The organism is Streptomyces sp. NBC_01723 (assembly GCF_036246005.1).
Classification (GTDB): domain Bacteria; phylum Actinomycetota; class Actinomycetes; order Streptomycetales; family Streptomycetaceae; genus Streptomyces.
On the sequence record NZ_CP109171.1, the window covers coordinates 7061361 to 7081279 of the forward strand.

The 19919-nt window shown below is 68.2% G+C and carries 13 protein-coding genes and 1 pseudogene; 7 read left to right on the forward strand and 7 right to left on the reverse strand.

The window, feature by feature from the left end:
* The first annotated feature begins 53 nt into the window (after nucleotides 1-53).
* The gene (locus tag OIE75_RS33175) at nucleotides 54-1556 is read left to right on the forward strand and encodes a carboxylesterase/lipase family protein (RefSeq protein WP_329473155.1); all 1503 of its coding nucleotides are present in this window, start codon (nucleotides 54-56) and stop codon (nucleotides 1554-1556) included.
* On the opposite strand, the gene OIE75_RS33180 is transcribed toward OIE75_RS33175, so the two are convergent.
* Nucleotides 1553-2644, reverse strand: a complete 1092-nt coding sequence (locus OIE75_RS33180; protein WP_329473156.1) for an IS630 family transposase — start codon at nucleotides 2642-2644, stop codon at nucleotides 1553-1555. The two genes, OIE75_RS33175 and OIE75_RS33180, sit on opposite strands and share 4 nt — an antisense overlap.
* 264 nt (nucleotides 2645-2908) lie before the next feature.
* Here OIE75_RS33180 and OIE75_RS33185 point away from each other — a divergent pair, with 264 nt between their 5' ends.
* Both OIE75_RS33185 and OIE75_RS33190 read left to right on the forward strand, forming a co-directional pair.
* Nucleotides 2909-3775, forward strand: a complete 867-nt coding sequence (locus OIE75_RS33185; RefSeq protein ID WP_329473158.1) for a thioesterase family protein — start codon at nucleotides 2909-2911, stop codon at nucleotides 3773-3775.
* A gap of 302 nt (nucleotides 3776-4077) precedes the next feature.
* Complete coding sequence (locus OIE75_RS33190; protein WP_329473159.1) at nucleotides 4078-7152, forward strand: Tn3 family transposase; 3075 nt, start codon at nucleotides 4078-4080, stop codon at nucleotides 7150-7152.
* Nucleotides 7153-7557: 405 nt separating this feature from the next.
* Here OIE75_RS33190 and OIE75_RS33195 read toward each other — a convergent pair whose 3' ends face one another.
* From OIE75_RS33195 to OIE75_RS33210, 4 genes are all read right to left on the reverse strand, one after another.
* Nucleotides 7558-7914 carry a hypothetical protein gene (locus OIE75_RS33195; RefSeq protein ID WP_329473161.1) on the reverse strand — a complete coding sequence of 119 codons (357 nt, stop codon included), beginning with the start codon at nucleotides 7912-7914 and terminating at the stop codon, nucleotides 7558-7560.
* The gene (locus tag OIE75_RS33200) at nucleotides 7911-8618 is read right to left on the reverse strand and encodes an ABC transporter ATP-binding protein (RefSeq protein WP_329473162.1); all 708 of its coding nucleotides are present in this window, start codon (nucleotides 8616-8618) and stop codon (nucleotides 7911-7913) included. The genes OIE75_RS33195 and OIE75_RS33200 overlap by 4 nt, the downstream gene beginning before the upstream one ends.
* A 6-nt stretch (nucleotides 8619-8624) precedes the next feature.
* Nucleotides 8625-10004, reverse strand: coding sequence for an ABC transporter permease (locus OIE75_RS33205; RefSeq protein WP_329473163.1), 1380 nt, complete (start codon nucleotides 10002-10004; stop codon nucleotides 8625-8627).
* Between the two features lie 86 nt (nucleotides 10005-10090).
* Nucleotides 10091-11356 carry an ABC transporter permease gene (locus OIE75_RS33210; RefSeq protein ID WP_329473164.1) on the reverse strand — a complete coding sequence of 422 codons (1266 nt, stop codon included), beginning with the start codon at nucleotides 11354-11356 and terminating at the stop codon, nucleotides 10091-10093.
* 208 nt (nucleotides 11357-11564) lie between these two features.
* On the opposite strand from OIE75_RS33210, the gene OIE75_RS33215 reads away from it, so the two are divergent.
* From OIE75_RS33215 to OIE75_RS33230, 4 genes and pseudogenes are all read left to right on the forward strand, one after another.
* Entirely contained in the window at nucleotides 11565-12227 is a 663-nt protein-coding gene (locus OIE75_RS33215; RefSeq protein WP_329473165.1) for a response regulator transcription factor, read from the forward strand.
* On the forward strand, nucleotides 12224-13408 hold the full coding sequence (locus OIE75_RS33220; RefSeq protein WP_329474105.1) for a sensor histidine kinase: 1185 nt from the start codon (nucleotides 12224-12226) through the stop codon (nucleotides 13406-13408). The genes OIE75_RS33215 and OIE75_RS33220 overlap by 4 nt, the downstream gene beginning before the upstream one ends.
* A gap of 234 nt (nucleotides 13409-13642) precedes the next feature.
* The gene (locus OIE75_RS33225) at nucleotides 13643-14620 is read left to right on the forward strand and encodes a recombinase family protein (RefSeq protein ID WP_329473166.1); all 978 of its coding nucleotides are present in this window, start codon (nucleotides 13643-13645) and stop codon (nucleotides 14618-14620) included.
* A 43-nt stretch (nucleotides 14621-14663) separates the two neighbouring features.
* Nucleotides 14664-15774, forward strand: a pseudogene (locus OIE75_RS33230) (ISL3 family transposase); the annotation flags it as partial.
* A gap of 501 nt (nucleotides 15775-16275) precedes the next feature.
* Here OIE75_RS33230 and OIE75_RS33240 read toward each other — a convergent pair.
* Together OIE75_RS33240 and OIE75_RS33245 are read right to left on the reverse strand one after the other, a co-directional pair.
* A complete protein-coding gene (locus OIE75_RS33240) occupies nucleotides 16276-17022 on the reverse strand; it encodes an alpha/beta fold hydrolase (protein WP_329473167.1) in 747 nt (248 codons plus the stop codon).
* Nucleotides 17023-17204: 182 nt separating this feature from the next.
* Nucleotides 17205-19763 (reverse strand): LuxR C-terminal-related transcriptional regulator, encoded by a 2559-nt coding sequence (locus OIE75_RS33245; protein WP_329473168.1) that lies wholly within the window; start codon nucleotides 19761-19763, stop codon nucleotides 17205-17207.
* Nucleotides 19764-19919: the final 156 nt, after the last annotated feature.

Genomic DNA, 19919 nt, shown 5'->3' on the forward strand with positions numbered 1-19919 from the left:
TGCGATCCAATGATCGCAGTACTTGATGAAAAAATGTTGCATAGGAGTTTCTGATGTCGAAAGACGTGCACGGACCCAGGGTGACTGTCGAAGGCGGCACCGTGGAAGGCCGTTTGCGTGAAGGTGTCGTTTCCTTCCTGGGAGTCCCGTACGCCGCGCCACCTTTTGGGGCGAACAAGATGCGGCCCCCGCAGCCGGTGGTTCCGTGGCAGGGCTTCCGCGACGCGGATCGCATGGGGCCGACAGTGCCGAAGGGGGACTACCCGCCTGCCATCCGGCGGCTCTTCCCCGAGGTGGAGATCGAGGGGGAGGAGTGCCTCAATCTCAACGTATGGACGCCCGACCCGGAGGTAAGCGGCCTTCCAGCGCTGGTGTGGATCCACGGAGGCTCGTTCGCCAACGGCTCCAATTCCGTGGCGGCGTACGACGGGTCGGCCTTCGCGCGTAGCGGCGTGGTCTGCGTGACGATCAACTACCGGCTCGCCGCGGAGGGTTTCCTCTTCCTCGGCGACAGTCTGGCTAACCTCGGCCTGCAGGACCAGGTGGCCGCGCTGGAATGGGTGCGGGACAACATCGCTGCCTTCGGTGGTGATCCCGGGAACGTGACGGTCGCGGGGGAGTCTGCCGGTGCGATGAGCGTGGCCACCCTGCTGGCGATGCCGTGCGCGGCCGGGTTGTTCGTCCGCGCCATCACGCAGTCCGGCGCCGCCGCCCACACGCTCACCGCCGAGCAGGGGCTGGTGGTCGGCAGCCTGCTGGCCGAAGTACTCGAAGTGCCGGCCACCAGGGTCGCCATCGCAGCCATTCCGCAAGACCGGCTCAGGCATGCCGCTTCCGAGGTGGTCACGGAGGTCCAGCTCGGGAGCGCGCCCGACAAGTGGGGAAGTCTGGGCCTGAGAGGGCTGCCGTTCGCGCCGGTGGTCGACGGCACCGTCTTGCCGGTTCATCCGCTGGAAGCCGCTCGCGTCGGGGCCGGAGTCCCGGTTCCGCTGCTGACAGGCTGGACCCGCGACGAGAATCGCTTGGGCCTCGTGGCCATGAACATGCTGGACGTGATAGAGGAATCCACCTTGCTCGCCGAGGCGACGGGCTACGGGCTCGGGCCGGAAGGGGTGGCGATCTACCGCGCCGCGCGCCCCGGTGCGACCCCTGGCGACCTGCTCGCGGCGATCGGCACCGACTGGTCCTACGCTCTTCCGGCCCTCCAGTACGCCGAAGCCCGCATCGCCGGGGGTGCCGGGCCCACCTGGGTGTACCGCTTCGACCATCTGGAGCCCGCCGACAACCACGGCTTCGGGTCGTGCCACGCGACGGAGGTGCCGTTCGTCTTCCGGACTGAGAACCACGACAGCGTACGAGCCCTCATCGGAGACCACCCCTCGCCGACGACAGCCGCCACAGCACACGAGGCGTGGGTGTCCTTCGCGCGGAAGGGCACGCCCGGCTGGGAGCCCTATGACCTGACCCGTCGCACCATGGCTCTGATCGGGGAGAAAATTCGCGTGGTCGACGATGCCGCCCCCGACGAGCGTCACGCCTGGGGCGGCATCCTCTAGTCTTCTGAGTCGGGAATTCTGTTCAGATAGTTGGCGAGGCGTTCGAGGATCTCGTCCGCGGTCTTGGTCCAGACGTAGGGCCTGGGATCGGTGTTCCATGCGGCGGTCCAGGTCCGGATGTCCTTCTCCAGGGCCTGGACGCTTCTGTGGACGCCTCGCCGTATCTGCTTGCTCGTCAGCTCGGCGAACCACCGTTCGACCAGGTTGAGCCAGGACGAGCCGGTAGGCGTGAAGTGCAGGTGGAAGCGGGGGTGAGTCAGCAGCCAGGTCTTGATGGCCGGGGTCTTGTGGGTGGCGTAGTTGTCCAGCACCAGGTGCACGTCCAGGTCTGCCGGTATCGCCTGGTCGAGTTTGATCAGGAACTTCTTGAACTCCTCGGCACGGTGCCGGCGGTGCAGGGAGCCGATCACCTTGCCGGTGGCCACCTCGAGAGCGGCGAACAATGTGGTGGTGCCCGCGCGCACGTAGTCGTGGGTGAGGCGCTGCGGGACGCCGGGCATCATCGGCAGCACCGGCTGGGAGCGGTCAAGGGCCTGGATCTGCGACTTCTCGTCGACGCAGAACACCAGGGCCTTCTCGGGCGGGTCCAGATAGAGGCCGACGACCTCGTGGACCTTGTCGACGAAGTACGGGTCCGTGGACAGCTTGAAGGTCTCGGTGCGGTGCGGCTGCAGGCCGAAGGCCCGCCAGATCCGTGACACGGTCGACTGCGACAGGCCCATCTCCTTCGCCATCGCCCGCGTCGACCAGTGCGTGGCGTTCTTCGGCGTCGACTCGAGCGTCCGCTTCACCACCGCAGCGACCTGCTCGTCGGTGACCGTCCGGGGGCCGCCCGGGCGCGGCATGTCACCCAGCCCGGCGATCCGGTGCCCGACGAACCGCTTCCGCCAGCGGCCCACCGCATGCGGCGTGGAGCCCAACTGCGCGGCCACGTCTTTGTTCGACGCGCCTGTCGCGCAGGCCAGGATGATCCGACACCGCAAAGCCCACGCCTGCGGGGTGGAACGGCGCCGCACCCATCCCTCCAGCGCAGCCCGTTCCGCATCCGACAGGATCAACTCGGCCTTCGGCCGCCCAGTACGCGCCACCAGGCAACCCTACACAACTGAACAGAATTCCTGACTCAGAAGACTAGCGGGACGTCCTGGTCACTGCGGCACAAGCGGCCGCGCACGAAGCAGCAGACATGCCGTGAACGCTTTCGGAGAGGGGACTGAGGCCAGGCATCCGCCTGATGCCTCGTGCTCTCACTCGTAGATCCGTTCGTCCGAGCCTCAGGACACGAGGAACTCGCCGTCGCGGAGTACCTATCCGCGCGACCTCATAGTAATTGTCTGTTGTACCGTGCAGGCATGCTAGAGGAAGCTTCCGTGCACGCGGTCCGGGCCAGGATCGGCGACAGCGAGTTCGACCGCGACACCGCCGTCACCCGGCGACAGCCCGGTGTCTACGACACCGAGCTGTCCGCCGGGTGGACGATCATCAACGCCGTCAACGGCGGCTATCTCCTCGCCGTCCTGGGCCGCGCGCTCGCGGACGCCCTGCCGCACCCGGACCCGTTCACGATCTCCGCGCACTATCTGACGGCGTCGCAGCCGGGTCCGGCGGTGGTGCGCACCGATGTCGTACGCACCGGTCGCACCCTGTCCACCGGCCAGGCGTCCCTATTTCAGTACGACGGCGAGGGCCGCGAGATCGAGCGGATCCGCGTACTCGCCTCGTACGGGGACCTCGACGGGCTGCCCGACGACGTCCGTACGACCGCGCAGCCGCCCGCGATCCCGCCGATCGACCAGTGCTTCGGCGCTGCGGACAGTCCCGGCGGCGCCCCAGTCCCCGGCAACTCGGCCATCACCGACCGGCTGATGCTCAAGCTCGACCCGCACACGCTCGGCTGGGCCCTCGGCTCGCCGTCGGGCAAGGGGGAGATGCGGGCCTGGTTCGGCCTCGCCGACGGCCGTGCCGCGGACCCGCTCTCGCTGCTCCTCGCGGTGGATGCGCTGCCGCCCACCGCCTTCGAGATCGGTCTGTCCGGCTGGGTCCCCACCGTCGAACTGACCGTGCACGTGCGCGCCCGCCCGGCGCCGGGTCCCCTCCGGATCGCCATCACCACCCGCAACCTCGCCGGCGGCTTCCTGGAGGAGGACGCCGAGGTCTGGGACAGCAGGGACCGCCTGGTCGCCCAGTCCCGCCAACTGGACCGCGTACGCCTGGGTTGAGTGAGGACTGCGCCCCGTTCGCTCCCGCGCCCACAGCGCGCTTCCACGGACGGGACGCAAGCTCGGCCTGGTGCCGTTCGTGCCACAACGGGCCGAGCTCTGCGACCAGGTCAGCGATCACGTTGGCCAGCAGGCCCGTGATTCTCCGGTCGCTGATGATCGCTGCACGAGGTGCGTTCCCCTCGTTACTGTAGTGGGCCCGGTTCTCGTATAGCTGCCGCCAGATGGCGAGTAACACTGAGTAACCCTTTGGCAACGGATTGGATCTAACCGCTTCGCTTCTACCGGCAGGTCGCCACGCTATGGCGATCATCCGATTCGGAGCGAGGAGTGCGCGGGTGCGGCAGGACTGGGAGCCGGAGGACCTCATCGAGGTCTGGACGCTGCTCGAAGACGACATGAAGCGGCTGCGGAACAAGTCCGGGGCGAATCGGCTGGGCTTCGCGGTGCTGCTGAAGTTCTTCGAGGTGGAGGCCCGCTTTCCGGAGACCGAGCGTGAAGTCCCGGCTGCCGCGGTGGGTTACGTGGCCCAGCAGGTGAAGGTGTCGGCGGACCAGTGGGCGGCGTACGACTGGCAGGGCGACCGGATCAAGCGGCACCGCAAGGAGATCCGCAAAGCCTTCGGGTTCCGGGCGGGCACGGAGGAGGACCAGGAGCGGCTGGCCGAGTGGCTGACGGCCGAGCTGTGCGGGGTGGAACTGTCGCGTGACCGGCTGGTGGAGGCGGTGCTGGCCCGCTGCCGCAACGACTTCGTTGAGCCGCCGGCTCCGGCCAAGGTGCGGCGCCTGGAGGGCAAGGCGGTCAGGGACTTCGATGCGCGGTTCTGCCGTACCACCGTGGACCGGCTGTCCCACGCGACCCGCTCGCGGCTGGAGGACCTGGTCGCGGGCCGGGAAGACGGCGAGGAGACGGTTGAGGACCAGGCGGTGGCCGGGGGCGGCCGGTCGTTCTCCACCGAACTCAAGGCCGACCCGGGAGCTCCGGGGCTGGAGAGTTTGTTCGCGGAGGTGGACAAGCTCCAGCGGGTGCGGAAACTGGAGCTTCCGGCCGATCTGTTCGCGGATGTGTCGGAGAAGCAGGTGGACGCCTGGCGGGCGCGGGCGGCGAAGGAGTACCCGGCGAACCTGGAGCGGATGAAGCCGCCGATGCGTCTGACTCTGCTGGCCGCTCTGTGCCATGTGCGGCACACCGAGATCACCGACTCGCTGGTGGAGCTGTTCATCCAGCTGGTGCTGAAGATCAACACTCGGGCGGAGAAGAAGGTAGACAAGGAGATGACCGGCGAGCTGAAGAAGGTGCGGGGCAAGGAGGCGATGATGCTGCGGGTCGCCGAGGCGGCCTTGTCCGAGCCGTCGGGCTCGGTCCGCAAGGTGATCTACCCGGTGGTCGGCGGGGAGAAGACGTTGAAGGCACTTGCCGCGGAGGCTGCGGCGAACGAGGCCAAGTACAAGGCGCGTATCCGCACCGTGCTGCGCTCGGCGTACTCGGCGCACTGGCGGCGGATGCTCACCCCGTTGTTGAAGGCGTTGACGCTCAAGTGCAACAACACCGCCTACCGGCCGGTGATGGACGCCATCGACCTGCTCCAGCGCTACCTGGAGCAGCCGCTGAAGGAGGGCGCGTTCTTCGACGCGGCGGAGTCCGTACCGCTGGAGGGTGTGGTGCCCGATCAGTGGCGGGCCGCGGTGGTGGACGACAAGGGCCGTGTCGAGCGCATCCCCTACGAGCTGTGCGTGCTGGTGTCCCTGCGCGAGGCGTTGCGGCGCCGGGAGATATGGGTGGTGGGGGCGAACCGGTGGCGCAACCCGGAGGACGACCTGCCGCAGGATTTCGAGGACAACCGGGACGTGCACTACGACGCGATCCAAAAGCCCCAGGACCCGGCGAAGTTCATCGCGGAGTTGCAGAGGACGCACCGCGAGGCCCTGGACCGGTTCGAGGCCGCGCTGGCCGGCGACACCACGGGCGGGGTGGCGATCGTGAAGAAGAACGGCGAGGGATGGGTCAAGGTCTCGCCGCGGCCCAAGCAGGAGGAACCGGAGAGCTTGGTCGCGGTGAAGGGGGAGATCGAACGGCGTTGGGGCACCATCGATCTGCTGGACATCTTGAAGTACGCGGAGTTCGACACCGACTTCATCGCCGAGTTCACCACGGTGGCCACCCGCGAGAACCTGTCCCGGGAAGTGCTCCGGAGAAGGCTGCTCTTGGTCCTGTTCGGACTGGGCACGAACATGGGGATCAAGCGTGTCGCGGCGACGGGCAAGCACGGTGAGTCGGAGGCGACGCTGCGCCGGGTGCGGCACCTGTTCGTGAACCGGGCCAACATGCGCGCGGCCCTGGTGAAGCTGGTCAACGCCACCTTCGCGGCCCGCGACGAGATGTGGTGGGGCACCGGGACGGCGTGCGCCTCCGACAGCCGCAAGTTCGGCGCGTGGTCGTCCAACTTCATGACGGAGTGGCACCAGCGCTATCGGGGCCCGGGGGTCATGATCTATTGGCACGTGGAACGAAAATCGGTGTGCATCTACAGCCAGCTGAAGTTCTGTTCGGCCTCCGAGGTCGCCTCGATGATCGAGGGCGTGCTGCGGCACTGCACCGACATGGAGGTCGACCGGCAGTACACCGACACCCATGGCGCCTCCATCGTCGGGTTCGCCTTCGCGCACATGCTCGACTTCAAGCTGATGCCGAGGCTGAGGAACATCGGACGGGCGAGGCTGTACCGGCCGGCCGCGGGCGAGGACAGGAACTGGCCGCACCTGGCCCCGGTGCTCTCCACCCGCACCATCGACTGGGACCTCATCGCCCAGCAGTACGACCAGATCGTGAAGTACACCACCGCCCTGCGGCTGGGCACCGCTGAGGCCGAGCAGGTCCTGCGCCGCCTTACCAAGGGCGGCCCCAAGCACCCGACCTACCAGGCGATCGAGGAGCTGGGGCGCGTGGTGCGCACGGCGTTCATCTGTGACTATCTGTCGGATGTGGAGATGCGCAAGGAGATCGGCGAGGGCTTGCAGGTGGTGGAGAACTGGAACTCGGCGAACTACGACCTGTTCTACGGCAAGGACGGCGACCTGACGGGTGCGGACAAGGAGAGCCAGGAGGTCTCGATGCTCGCCCTGCACCTTTTGCAGAGCAGTCTCGTGCATGTGAATACGTTGCTTGTACAGCAGGTTTTGGCCGACCCGAAGTGGGCGGACACGCTCACCGAGGCGGACCGGCGGGGGCTGTCACCGCTGTTCTGGACCCACGTGAACCCGTACGGCCGGTTCGAACTGGATATGAGCAGCCGCCTTGACCTGGACCTTGCGGCCACTGGGGCCACGGTGCCCGGCCCGCGCAGTCCACAAGACGAGCCGGTCGGCACTCCGAGCTGAGCCGGCAAGGACGGAGGTAGCCCCCTTTCGGGCTGCCCCCGTCCGGTGCGTCCCGGGGTCCGGGGTCCGGACCAGGAAACCGGTGTTGCTGTCAACAGATTTGACAGGCCGTGGTCCGGGCCGCGCCACCAGGACGGATGCGTGCCGGCCGTAGCGCCGTACGCGATGGATGTGACGAACAGCAGACGAGCGGGGCATCCTGAGCGGCATGGACTTTCAGCTGGTCGAGCGCGCCGGTTGCGTTCCAGTAGTCACTGACCACCGGGGAGATCGGGGCACGGGGATGTACAAAAACGGCTTCCGCGTGGCCCTGCCGGGGCGGGAGTGAGCCGGGGCTGGACGGCGATCGGCCCGGCGGCGCAGGGGGCTGACAGCCTCTGCCGGGGTATCGCCAGTCATCCCGCGTCAGGATTCATCTCCTTGGCGCCCCCTTTCCTTGGAGACGGGGTTGTACTTGAGGCACTTGGTCACGGCGTCCGGCGGTAGCACGGAACCCATGGCGAGGCCGCCCTGGGTTTCATCGACCTTGACGCCCTGGGCTCCGTTCTGGTTCAGGCAGTCCGCGTACTTGCGCATGGACTCGAGCCAGCCGTCCGGCAGGTCGGGCGTCTGCCCGTTTCCGGCCTGCATCCCTCCGGAGGGATGTTCCTGCGGTGTCGGCCGGTCGTCGGGACTCTTGGAGTCGCCCGAACCGCTGGCGCAGGCGGTCAGGGCGAGGGCGAAGACCAGAGCGGGCGCTGCCAGCAGCGCGCGTGTGTTCATCGGGTGTTCACCTGTTCCGTGAGCTTGCCCTTGCGCAGGTTGAGAATGCGGTCGGACTGAACAGCCAGCTGCTGGGAGTGAGTGACGACGACCACGCACTTGCCCTGCTCATGAGCGAGTTCGCGGAAGGTGTCGATGATGCCCTGGGCGGTGTCCTCGTCGAGATTTCCGGTGGGTTCGTCGGCGAAGAGAATGTCGACGTCGCAGGCGAGGGTGCGGGCGATGGCGACGCGCTGCTGCTGGCCGCCGGAGAGCTGCAGCACGTTACGGGTAGCCATCGCCTTGTCGAGACCGATCTTCTCCAGCAGGTGCAAGGCGCGGGCCTTGCGGCTTCCGGTCGCGGGTTTGGCACCGGTGATCTCCATCGCGCAGGTGACGTTCTGGAGGGCGGTCATGTAGGTGAGGAGGTTGTACTGCTGGAAGATCGTGGCGGCGTGCCTGTTGCGGTAGCGGCCGAGACCCAGCTTGGTGAGGTCCTGGCCGTCGAAGCTGATCGTGCCGTGGGTGGGGGTGTCGAGGCCGCTGGCGAGGCTGAGCAGGGTGGTCTTGCCGCTGCCCGAGGGGCCCAGGATGGTGTAGAAAGTGCCGCGTTCGAAGACGTAGTCGATGCTCTTGAGGACCGTGGTCCTGCGGCGCTGGCCGGAATAGGTGTGGCTGACGCCGGCGAGGTGCAGGACGGGCGGGGTGGTGGCGGCGGTGGTCATGGCGGGTCACTTGCCCTTCGTGAGGATGGTGCGGGGGCTCAGGCGCAGCACGGCGCCGGCGGGGATGGCGGTGGCAAGGAGGCCGATGCCGAGGCCGACACCGCCGACGGTGGCGAGGTCCGCCGGGTCGAGTGCCACGGTGATCTTGCCGATGGGGTCGGCGTTCTCGACGGGCTTGTCGTTCGGGTCGATGCCCTCGCCGAGGCCGGTGCTGCCGGGAGGCGGGGCCTGCCAAGAGTCGATCTTGTGCTCGGCGGCGGTGGCTTCCTTGCCGAGCAGCGCCTGGCCGGCGCTCTGGGTCAGGTTCGGAGCGAACAGGGAACTCAGGCCGATGGCTACGGCGGCGACGACGACGATCTCCAGGGCCTGTTGGGCGATGAGCTTGCTCTTCTTCTCGCCCATGGCCAGCAGGACGCCGTACTCCTTGCAGCGCTGCTTGACGGCGAGGTTGACCAGGAGGGCTAGGACGGCTGCGCCGGCGATGCCCATGAGCCACATGGCGACGGTGGCGGTGGAGCGGATGCTCTTGAGCGGGCCTGTCATCTGCTGGATGGCCTTGTCGTTGGCGTCCAGTTTGAAGCCCTTGAGCGCCGAGCCGGCGATGTGCTTCGCCTCCTTCTTGAACGCGCTCTGCACGTCGGCGTCCTGGAGGAGGAAGGTTGCGTGGCCTACCTGCGGTGATCCGTTGCCTTCGGAGTTGAGGGCGGACATGCCGCCCACCGTTCCGTACAGCATGTTGGCCGGGTTGATGCCGTATTCGGCGTCGGGTTCGGTGGTGGGGCGCGGGTCGCGGTAGATGCCGGTCACGGTGAAGTCGGCCGTGGTCTTTTCGTCGTTGCCGGTCAGGGTGATCTTGTCGCCGGCCGTGAGGCCGTTCTTCTTGGCCAGGCGCTCCTCGATCAGGAGTTGCTTTTTGTCCTTGTCGGCGGCTGTGAGGTGCTTACCGGACAGGAGGGTGAACTTGCCGCTGCGGAAGTCGGGCAGCAGCGTGGAGTCGAGCACGCCCATGCCCACGGTTCCGCCGGGGCCCATGGGGTCGGCCGGGCCTCCCTCGACCAGCTTGTACTTGCCCTTGACGATGGCGCGGTCCCACATCGAGTAGGTGTACTTCTGCACCTGGGGCAGAGCCCCGAGCTTGTCGACGGTCGCCGCGTCGATGCGCGGGGCCTGCAGGCCGCCGCCACTGCCCCGTTGGCTGGTGTCCATGTCGAGGTTGACCTCGGCGCCCACGGAGAGCTTGGCGTTCTGCTCGGCCTGGGCCGTCGCGTCGTTGATCAGGACCCCGGCCAGCACCATCACGGAGATGACGAGGAAGGTGGCGAGGGTGATCAGGGTGCGGCCCTTGCGGGCCCACAGGCTGAGCCCTGCGCGTTTGACGAAATTCATGGGGATTGGCTCTCTCGGTCCGGGCCATGGGATGGCTGTTCGGGAGTTGGTGACCAGTTGCGCGGTGGTGGGCCGACTAGTCGGTGTCAGCGAGGAATGGAGCGGGGGTGCAGGCGCAGGATCCCGATTCCCGGGATGACGGTGGAGACCAGGGAGATCCCGAGCCCGATGCCGGCGACCTTGCCGACAGTGGTCGGCTCGACCCGCACCGTGGGCGGAGCGATCTCGGCATCTTGTGCCCCGGCCGCCGCGACCGGCTTGCCGTTGTGGCCGCCCAGGAGCGCGTCACCCGCGGCCTGTCCGGCGAGCGAGCCCGCCAGGGCAGCGAGCGCGACGGCGGGCAGGGCCACGGCCGCCACCTCCACGGCGTGCTGACCGATGAGCTTCCACTTCTTCTCGCCCATCGAAAGCAGCACCCCGAGCTCGGGGCGCCGCTCGCGGATCTGCAGCACCACGATGAGACCGAGGATCAGCGCACCGGCCAGGGCGATCACCCAGATGATCAGTCCCGCGAACGTGCCGACCTGCTGGATGGGTCGGACCTGGTCCCGATACGCCTTGTCATTGACGCGGAAGTCGAAACTGCCCTTGCCGAGGAGCCGCTCGGCCTCGGCGTGCAGCTGCTCGGCCTGCCCCGGTGATCCGATCTTGAACACCGTCTCGCTGACCGTCGCGGTACCGGTACCGAGCTCCTGCGCGATGCCCACCGGTACGTACAGTGCGTTGCCGGGCAGTTCATGCGGCGGCTTCCACGCCGTCGGATCCTGCGTCGGGTCCTGGAAGACACCGACGACCTCCAGGGCCACCGTGCGCTTGCCGTCCGCGGAGCGCACCCGGACGGTGTCGCCGACCTTGAGGTGGTTCTTGTCGGCCAGGCGCTGCTCGATCACTGCGACGCTGCGGCCTGCGTCCTTGGGGGTGATGCCGCGGCCCGCCGTGATTCTCGTCGAGCCGTAGGAGAAGGGCAGCAGCATGCCCGAGTCACGGACGCCGTTAACGGCCAGAGGACCCGGATCCTCGCTCCCGGCACTGTTGCCGCCCGGCCTTGGTGCGTCCGACGTCAGCGGCGTGAAGCCACGCGCCCCGGCCCGCATCGGAAGCTCCGGGTTGTAGCGGTGCACCAGGTCGAAGGTGCCGAGCCGGTCAGCCAGGGCCGGGGTGAGGTTCTTCTTCTTGACGGTCACGTCGACGCCGATGGTGCGCTGCGCGTCGGCTTCCTGGCGGGCGGCGGCGGCCTGCAGCAGGAAACCGCCGAGGAGCAGGGTGCAGATGACGACGAAGATCGCCAGCAGGGCGGCGGTCTTTGACTTTCTGGCACCAAGGCTCATCCCGGCGCGCTTGACGAAGTTCATGCCGAAGACCCAAGCAGCCTGCCGTTTGCAGCAGGATAAGCGTGTTACAGCGGCATAAGGGCCCGCCTGGCCCTGATCTTGGCTGTCGAGGGCGCCGACTTCGACCCGGCCGTCTTCACCGGCTGCCTCGGTACAGCGCCGGCCGGCTCGGAGCACGCCGCCCCGCGCCCTTATCCGGCTGCAATCGTGATCTTGGTTTCTTGGGGGTATGAGAGTTCTGGTAGCCGAGGACCACCATGTCCTCGCCCGCACCATCGCCACCGGCCTGCGCCGACAGGCGATGGCCGTCGACATCGCCGCCACCGGTGATCAGGCCGAGCGAATGTGTCTGCTCACCGCCTACGACGTGCTGATCCTCGACCGCGACCTGCCGGTCATGACCGGCGACGAGGTGTGCATGCGGCTGCGGGAACTCCAGGACCCTCCGCGGATCCTGATGCTGACCGCCGCCGGCGAGCTCACGGACAAGATCCACGGCCTCACCGCGCTCGGCGCCGACGACTACCTGCCCAAGCCCTTCGACTTCACCGAGCTCGTCGCCCGCGTACGGGCCCTGAGCCGTCGCGCACCAAAGCCGCCGCCCACCGTGCTGCGCTTCGGGAGCATCACCCTGGACGAGACACGGCACGAAGTATCCGTGGACGGCCGCCCGCTGGAACTCACACCGAAGGAGTTCGCGGTCCTGCACCTGCTGCTTGCGGCCGGCGGCGCGCCGGTGCCGCACGACGAGCTCGTCCGCACCGTCTGGGACGAGCACCTCGACCCACGCACCAGCGCGGTCCGCGCCACCGTCAGCAGGTTGCGCGGCAAACTCGGCGACCCCGGCCTGATTGCCGCCGACAATGGAGAGGGATACCGGCTGTGCGAATGAAGCTCCGGGCACTGCTGAGCCGGCTGCCATTCCGCGCCCGCCTGGCAGCGGCCATCTCCGGACTCTTTTTGCTGGCCGGCATCGCCCTGCTCGCCTTCGTGGTGCTGCTCGCACGCTACGGAACGGCCCAGCAGGTCCAGGGAATGTCAATCACGTACGGGGACGTGCCGAGCAGCGCTGCGACACCCTTCGAGCCTGCACGCCCCAGTCAGCCGGATCTCAAGCCTCCGGCCCCGAGCGACGTCGCCATGATCCAGAAGATCGACCAGACCGTGCAGGCCGTCCAGGACACCGCGCTGCGCCAGATGGTGCTCTGGTCCGCCGTCGGACTGCTGATCACCGCGCTCCTCACCGGGCTGCTCGGCTGGTGGCTCGCGGGTCGGGCACTGCGTCCCGTCGCCTTCATGACCGAAGCCGCCCGCCGCATCAGCGACCAGAACCTGCATCAGCGCCTGGCGCTCGTCGGCCCCGACGACGAACTCCACCGCCTCGCCGACACCTTCGACACCATGCTCGACCGGCTCGAGAAGTCCTTCGAGAGCCAACGCCGCTTCGTCGCCAACGCATCCCACGAACTCAAGACACCGCTCGCCGCCCAGCGCACCACCCTCCAGGTCGGCCTCGCCGACCCCCTCCCCGAGAGCCTCGCCGACGTCCGCGAGGACCTGCTCACCACCAACCGCGAAGCCGAACAGCTCATCGACGCGCTCCTGCTGCTCGCCCGCAGCGACCGCGGCCTGGAAGAGACCGAGAGCGTGGACCTCACGGTCACCGCCCGGCTCGTGACCGCCGAGCTCACCCCGCAGGCATCGGCCCACGGCGTGCACATCGACCTCAGCGCCGACACCCCACTGGTCGTTCGCGGCGATCCTGTCCTGCTGCGCCACCTGCTGACGAACCTGATCCACAACGCCGTCCAGTACAACCACCCCGGCGGCCACGTCCGCGTACGACTCGAAGCCCTCACCGTGACGGTGACCAACACCGGCCCCCACGTGCCCGCCGAACGGATCCCGGACCTCTTCGAGCCCTTCCGACGCCTCGACGCGGACCGCACCGCCACTACCGGCCACGGCCTGGGACTGTCCATCGCCGCGTCCATCGTCGACGCCCACAACGGCACGCTGACGGCGCAACCCGGCGCCGATGGAGGGCTCGCCCTCACCTTGCGCTTCCCCTGAGCGCCTGCGATGGCAGAAGCACCAGCGCCGCATCTCGCAGGTGATCTTCCGCAGAGATAGGCAAGGGCCAGAGCTGCACGCGCAGCCACTGTCACAAATGGTCCTTTGCCCGAGCAAGATCAAATAGAGCCGCGCGGAGATCACCGAGAACCGGATCGGTTCGCAGAAGCCGTTCTCGCTCAAGAGTGCTCGGAGGGCAGTTCTGCGACTTGAGCTGTGCGAAAATCTGGGGTCATGACGGGCCCTCAAGAGCCTTCCTCCACCACCGCGTCGGAAGCCGATCTCGTCGAACGCCATCCGTGCCCGAAGTGCAAGGCAGCCCCCGGGTCTCCGTGCCGCTCGCGCTCCGGCGCGGTCGCATCCGCGTACCACACCGGCCGCTTCACCAAGGTGCCCAAGCTCAACAAGGAACTGCGGGTGCAGACGCCGGCCGACCGCGGGCCCGGCCAGCCGTGGCGGCCCGGCAAACCGGTCCCCGCGGCCATCGACCCCAACCTGCCGAGCGCGGACATCCGCGTCGGCTACGCCCGTTGCTCGACGCTCGGGCAGGAACTCGACTCGCAGCTGGACGCGCTCGCCAAGCACGGCATCCCTCGGGAGAAGATCTTCAGCGAGAAGATCAGCACCCGGATCAAGGTCCGCCCCCAGTTCGAACAGGCGCTGAAGACCGCCTGGGAGATCAAGGCGCACGCCCCGCACTGCCGGGTCCTGTTCACGGTGTACGAGATGAAGCGTCTCGGACGCGACGCCGCGGAGCTCACCGCGCTGGCCGACCACCTCACCGAGCACGGCCTGGTGCTGGAGATGCTCGCCGGACCGCTGCCCGGCATCTACGACCCCACCGGGCCGGGCAAGCTTCTCTTCGGGTTCTTCGCGGCCATGGCCGAGACCGAGCGGGAGAACATCCGCGAATCGACGCTGGAGGGGCTCGACACCGCGGCCCGCAAGGGCAAGTACGGCGGCCGGCCCCCGGTCATCACCGACGACATGCTCCACACCGTGCTCCGCCGCAAGGCGCTCGGCGAGTCCGTCGAACAGATCCAGCCCGACCTGATCATCCCCACAGGCAAGCGCAAGGGCCTGGCTCCCAGCGTCGCCAGCATCTACCGGGCCCTCGCCGAACACGAGAAGCGTGAGGCATACCCCGAAGCCATCGAGGCGGCCCGCGACGACTTCGCCGCTCTTCAGCAGCGCGACCACCGCCCCGTGTAGTTACTCAGTGTTACTCGCCACCTGGCGGCAGCTATACGAGAACCGGGCCTTGTTGCGCATCGCTCTGCCCACCAGGCAGGTGCCGCGCGTGATCGGGGTCGACGACTTCGCCCTGCGCCGGCGCCACCGCTATGCCACCGTGGTGATCGACGCCGAAACCCACGAGCGGATCGACGTTCTTGCCGACCGCACGGCCGACAACCTGGAGGTGTGGCTGCGCGAGCATCCGGGCGTCGAGATCGTGTGCCGGAATGGCTCGGCGACGTATGCCGAGGCCATCCGCCGTGCGCTGCCTGATGCGGTACAGGTTGGCGACCGCTGGCATTTATGGAAGAACCTGTGTGAAGCGGCCCTGAGCGAAGTAAGAGCCCACAGCACCTGCTGGGCCACCGTACTGGACGCACCCCCTCCATGACGGGCCCCGCGCACAGACCACCCTGGAACGGTGGCACCAGGTTCACGCTCTGCTCGACCAGGGTGTGGGCCTGCTCGAATGCGCCCGCCGCCTGCAACTGGCCCTGAACACCGTCACACGCTACGCCCGCGCCGACCAGCCCGAGCGCATGCTCCGCGTCCCCAAATACCGTGCCAGCCTCGTCGACCCCCACCGCGAACACCTTCGCAAACGCCGCGCCGGGGACCCCGCCGTTCCCGTCCCGCACCTCTTCGAAGAGATCAAATCCCTCGGTCTCACCGGCTGCCTCAACCTCCTGCACAAGTACATCAACCAAGGCCGCGCCGATGCCGACCGCAGCCATATCTCCGCACGGCGACTCGCCCGGATGCTGCTCACCAGACCCGACAACCTCAAAGCTGAGCAACGACAGCTGCTGGACCGCCTCACCGCGGCCTGCCCCGAAATGACTCAACTGGCAGTGTCCATCCCAGCTTTCGCCCAGCTCCCGAAGCCTCAGCCAGCAAATGTCGACGCGCTCGAACTCTGGATCACCCAGATCCGCGCAGCCGATCTGCCACACCTGCACACCTTCACCCAGGGGCTGGAGCGAGACCTCGACGCTGTGATCGCCGCGTTCACGCTCCGCTACAGCAACGGACCCACCGAGGGCGTGAACACGAAGACCAAGCGCATCGCACGCCAGATGCACGGGCGAGCAGGCTTCAATCTCCTCCGCCACCGCATCCTCCTCGGATAGAACCACTCTGCGTCACCACCGAAGGTGAGACAGGACCGTTAGATTTACACTCCCGATCGAGGCCGCCCGCACCGTCTGCCACGAGATGACTGTCCTGACCGACCTCATCCACCACGTCGCCGTGCTGCTGAATCCCACCGACGGCAATGCCACCCTGCTGAGTACCTGGATCACCTCGGCCCGGGCCGAGGACCTGCCCCACCTGCATGCCTTCATCCGTGGCCTCGAGAAGGACCGAGCCGCAGTCGACGCCGCCCTCACCCTGCCGCACCGAAGGCGTCAACAACAAAACCAAGCTGATCAAGCGCCAGATATACGGCCCCGCGAGCTTCCCTCACCTCCCCCACCGCATCCTCGCGGGCTGACGACACCCTCCGTCACCACCGACTACGGAACAGACCCGAACGATTTACAGACCCGTCCTGGCCGTTCGCGGTCGCGCGGGAACAAGGCCGATGGGCGCGCGGGTCCGTTCGCGGCCCGTGCGTTCCTCATGTTCGGTCAGCCGGTGCTGCTCACTAGTGATTCCAGAGCGCTGATGAGGGCGTCGGCCACGAGGGCCGGGTCAGTCAACAGTGTCATGTGGTTGCCCGGGATGGCCACGGGCTCGACGCCGAGCCGAGCCGCGAACTCGGCGCCGGGCCGGGCCAGGGCGTTGTCGTCCGCGCACTGCACATACGCCGCGTCCAGTCCGATCTTCGTGACCGGGGGCACGTCGAGGCTGTCCGTCATGTAACCACCCGGCTGCGGCAGCAGCAGCTGGCTGACGAGGTTCTGGAGGGGGGCGGGGTCGCCGGGCATGAGCACGCCTTGGACCGCGTCGAGGCCGACGGGGACGGTGCTGTCAGGAGTCGCTGCGATCGCCTGCCGGAGCATCGCGGCGTACTGCTCGTTCTCCTTGATCATCGGCGTGCCCTGCTCGGGAACCACGGCGGCGAAGTAGATCACCTTCGCCACGCGGCCCGCGAGCTGGTGGGCTGCGCCGGTGACCGGGTATCCGCCCCAGCTGTGGCCGACCAGGACAACATCGGTGAGGTCGCGGCTCTCGACTTCGCTCACTACGTGCTCGACCGCGTCGGCCAGTCGGAGTCCGGCCGGCGAGCCGTCGTAGGCAAGCCCGGGCATGCTCAGCGCCAGAGTCGGGTAGCCGCGCTCGGTGAGTTGGCGAGCCACCGGGTGCCAGCTCCAGCCTCCCAGCCATGCGCCGGGAACAAGGACGAAGGTGTGCGTGGGCTTGCTGGCAGTCAAGTCAGACTCTCTATCTCTTACGATCGGCGCCCTGGGCAGTCAACGGCGTGCGCTATCCGAGGCGCTCCGGTGTCGATGGGGATGGTGCACTCGTTTCACCGCAAATTAGGGTCCGGTTGGGTTATCGAGCGTCACCCGATCCGGGTGATAACGCGTCGACGCTCGCCGTCGGATACGTCTTCTCAGGTAGCGCCGGGCGCAAGCAGGCGAAGGGCACGAGCTCGGGCGACGGCCTCGGCGCGGCGGTGCGCGCCGAGTTTGGCGTACAAGTGGCGCACGTGCACTTTGACGGTGTTGGGCGAGACACCCAGCTGGGCGGCTATTTCCGGCGTGGTCAGGTTCGTCGGCAGGTAGCGCAGTACCCGCAGCTCGCTTCGGCTCAGCGGCTCGGCGAGCGGCCACGGCGCGGCCGTCGTCGGCTGCATCGCGGGCTGGTGACCGGCGAGCAGGCCGAGGATCTCGGCGATCAGGGCGGCGTGCGTGGTGCGGTGCGCGGGAAGGCTCTCCAGCAGATCCGGTACCGGGTGCAGCAGGAACCACAGCAGCACTCCGTCGGGTTCGGCCAGGTCCAGCGCGCGTTCCAGGGCTGCCGCGGCGGCGCGGGGATCGCCGAGCGCGGTACGGGCGATCGCCTCCAGCAGGAACGCCTGGGCCAGCCAGCCCGGCCAGGGAAGCTGCGCGGAGCCGCCGAGCACCGGCGCGAGCGCGGCGACCGCCGCCCGAGGGGCGTTTTGGGCGAGCCGCAGGGTTGCCAGGCCCAGACGCATCTGCCCGCCGTCGCGGTCCTGCCCGGAGAGACCGGCCAGGATTTGCTCGGCGCGATCAATCTCACCGAGACGGACAAGGGTCTGCACGAGGAAGGACCGGTTCCCGTGGACCATCAGGTTCGGTTCGGTCAGGCGCTCGGCTATCTGGTCGGCGGCTTGGAAGGCGGCCAGCGCGTCTGCATCCCGGCCGCGTGCCAGCGCCAGGACTCCGCGCAGGGAGCGGATGGCCAGCGTGTCTGCGGGCTCGGTCTCCGCCCGCAGAGTGCGCTCGGCCTGCTCCATCCAGGGTTCGGCCTCCTCCGGCCGTCCCTGCCAGGCCAGGATGGTCCCGACACTCGTACTCGCCAGGCCGAAGGCCGGCGCCTCGGTCCAGCCGTGCCGCTCGGCCAGCTCGGCCGCCTGCCTGCTGTGCTCCAGTGCCAATGGGGCCGATCGGAAGAACTCGAGAGCCGCCTGGTAGACAAGGCCGTTGAACTCCAGGTAGGATCGCCCGATCCGGCGCGCGAGCACGACGCCCTGCTCCAAGTGCCGCGCGGCCTCCGGAAACTTGGCCATCCAGAACTCGTTGCTGCCCAGGCTGTTCAGCGCCAGCGCGCGCAATTCCTCGCCCAGGCCGGGCTGCGTCGTCTCGGCCGCCTCCGCCGCGTCCTGCAGCCGCTGCGCCTGCTCGGTCACCGCTGCCAAGCTTCCCTGCCAGCGGGCGATCAGCAGTCGGACGATCCCCACCAGCAGCTGAGCCTGCTCCCGCCGACCCTCCGACGCCAGTGCCCGCTCCGCCAGGCGCAGGTACCTCTCCGCCGCTGCCGGCGACCCACAGGCCAGCTCGTCGGCCGCGGCTACCGCCGCCACCTCCGCGTCCGCCATCCGGAATTCGGTGGGGAAGCCGGCGAGAAGCCCATGGATGACGGCAGTCTTCCCGTCCAGATACAGGCTGGGCCACTGGTTGGCGAGCAGCCTGGCAGCCATCCCCCAGTCCCGTGCCGCCTGGGCGTGCCGAATCGCCTCCACCGCCATGCCCCGGCCTGCCAGCCAGTCGGCGGCGGACCGGTGCAGTGCGGCGACCTCGCCGGGGCGGGTGCGCCGCAGTTGTAGCCGCAGCAGGTCCGCGAACATCTGGTGGTAGCGGAACCAGGTCCGCGAGGTGTCCAGCGAGACTACGAACGCGTTAGCGGCCTCCAAGTCCTGCAGCACCCGTTCTCCGTCCTCGCCTGCGGTCAGCAGGTTCGCGAGCTCGCCGTTGACCTGTTCCAGGATGCTGGTACGCAGCAACAGCTCCCGCACCTGCTCGCTCTGCCGATCCAGCACCTCGGCCAACAGGTATTCGGCAACCGTCCGCTCACCGCCGGAGAACTCGGCCACCAGCCGGTGGTCCGGATCTGCGTGCCTCGCCAGGGACAGTGCGGCCAGCCGCAGCCCCGCTGCCCAGCCCTCGGTCCGCTCGTGCAGCACTGCAACCGCAGGCCCGGGCAGCGCTAGCCCCGCCGCTGTGAACAGCTCCTCGGATTCGGCCAGGGTGAACCGCAGATCAGGATCGCGGATCTCGGCCAGCTCGCCTTCCAGCCGCAATTGATGCAGGCCCAGGGGCACGTCGTACCGCGTGGCCAGGACGAAACGCAGCTGAGGCGACGCGCGCATGATGAACAGCTGCAACTGTTGCAGTGCCTCCGGGTCCAGGTCGTGCACGTCGTCGATGACCATGTATGTCCGGTCCTGCAAAGGGGCCAGGTCCGCGAGCAGCCGCTCCACGATCGTCCACCCGTCCAGGCCCGGAGCCACCGTGAGGGTTCCGACCAGCACCGAGCCCGCCGTAGTCCGGCGCAGCGCATTCACGACTCCGAGCCAAAAGCGCTGCGAATCCCGCTCATCGCGCCCCACCGGCACCCATGCCGCGCATTCGGCCAGGCCGGCCTCGGACAGCCACGATCGCAGCAGCATGGTTTTGCCGCTCCCCGGCGACGCCGACACCGTCGTCACCCGGGCCGCCCCTCCCAGCCCTCGGAAAAGCGCCGGGCGGGCAATCACACCTCCGGCACCGGTAACCGCCGTGTATGCAGCACCTGTCTCGCTGGATTTCACAGCGTCGATCTTTCCATGACCCTGCGCTGTGCCCCGGGTCAGTAGGTGAGACGG

Bases quoted from the DNA above. Each gene is read 5' to 3' on its own strand.
- OIE75_RS33175 (WP_329473155.1), top strand. From the start codon at position 54: ATGTCGAAAGACGTGCACGGACCCAGGGTGACTGTCGAAGGCGGCACC.
- OIE75_RS33185 (WP_329473158.1), top strand. From the start codon at position 2,909: ATGCTAGAGGAAGCTTCCGTGCACGCGGTCCGGGCCAGGATCGGCGAC.
- OIE75_RS33190 (WP_329473159.1), top strand. From the start codon at position 4,078: ATGGCGATCATCCGATTCGGAGCGAGGAGTGCGCGGGTGCGGCAGGAC.
- OIE75_RS33195 (WP_329473161.1), bottom strand. From the start codon at position 7,914: ATGAACACACGCGCGCTGCTGGCAGCGCCCGCTCTGGTCTTCGCCCTC.
- OIE75_RS33200 (WP_329473162.1), bottom strand. From the start codon at position 8,618: ATGACCACCGCCGCCACCACCCCGCCCGTCCTGCACCTCGCCGGCGTC.
- OIE75_RS33205 (WP_329473163.1), bottom strand. From the start codon at position 10,004: ATGAATTTCGTCAAACGCGCAGGGCTCAGCCTGTGGGCCCGCAAGGGC.
- OIE75_RS33210 (WP_329473164.1), bottom strand. From the start codon at position 11,356: ATGAACTTCGTCAAGCGCGCCGGGATGAGCCTTGGTGCCAGAAAGTCA.
- OIE75_RS33215 (WP_329473165.1), top strand. From the start codon at position 11,565: ATGAGAGTTCTGGTAGCCGAGGACCACCATGTCCTCGCCCGCACCATC.
- OIE75_RS33220 (WP_329474105.1), top strand. From the start codon at position 12,224: ATGAAGCTCCGGGCACTGCTGAGCCGGCTGCCATTCCGCGCCCGCCTG.
- OIE75_RS33225 (WP_329473166.1), top strand. From the start codon at position 13,643: ATGACGGGCCCTCAAGAGCCTTCCTCCACCACCGCGTCGGAAGCCGAT.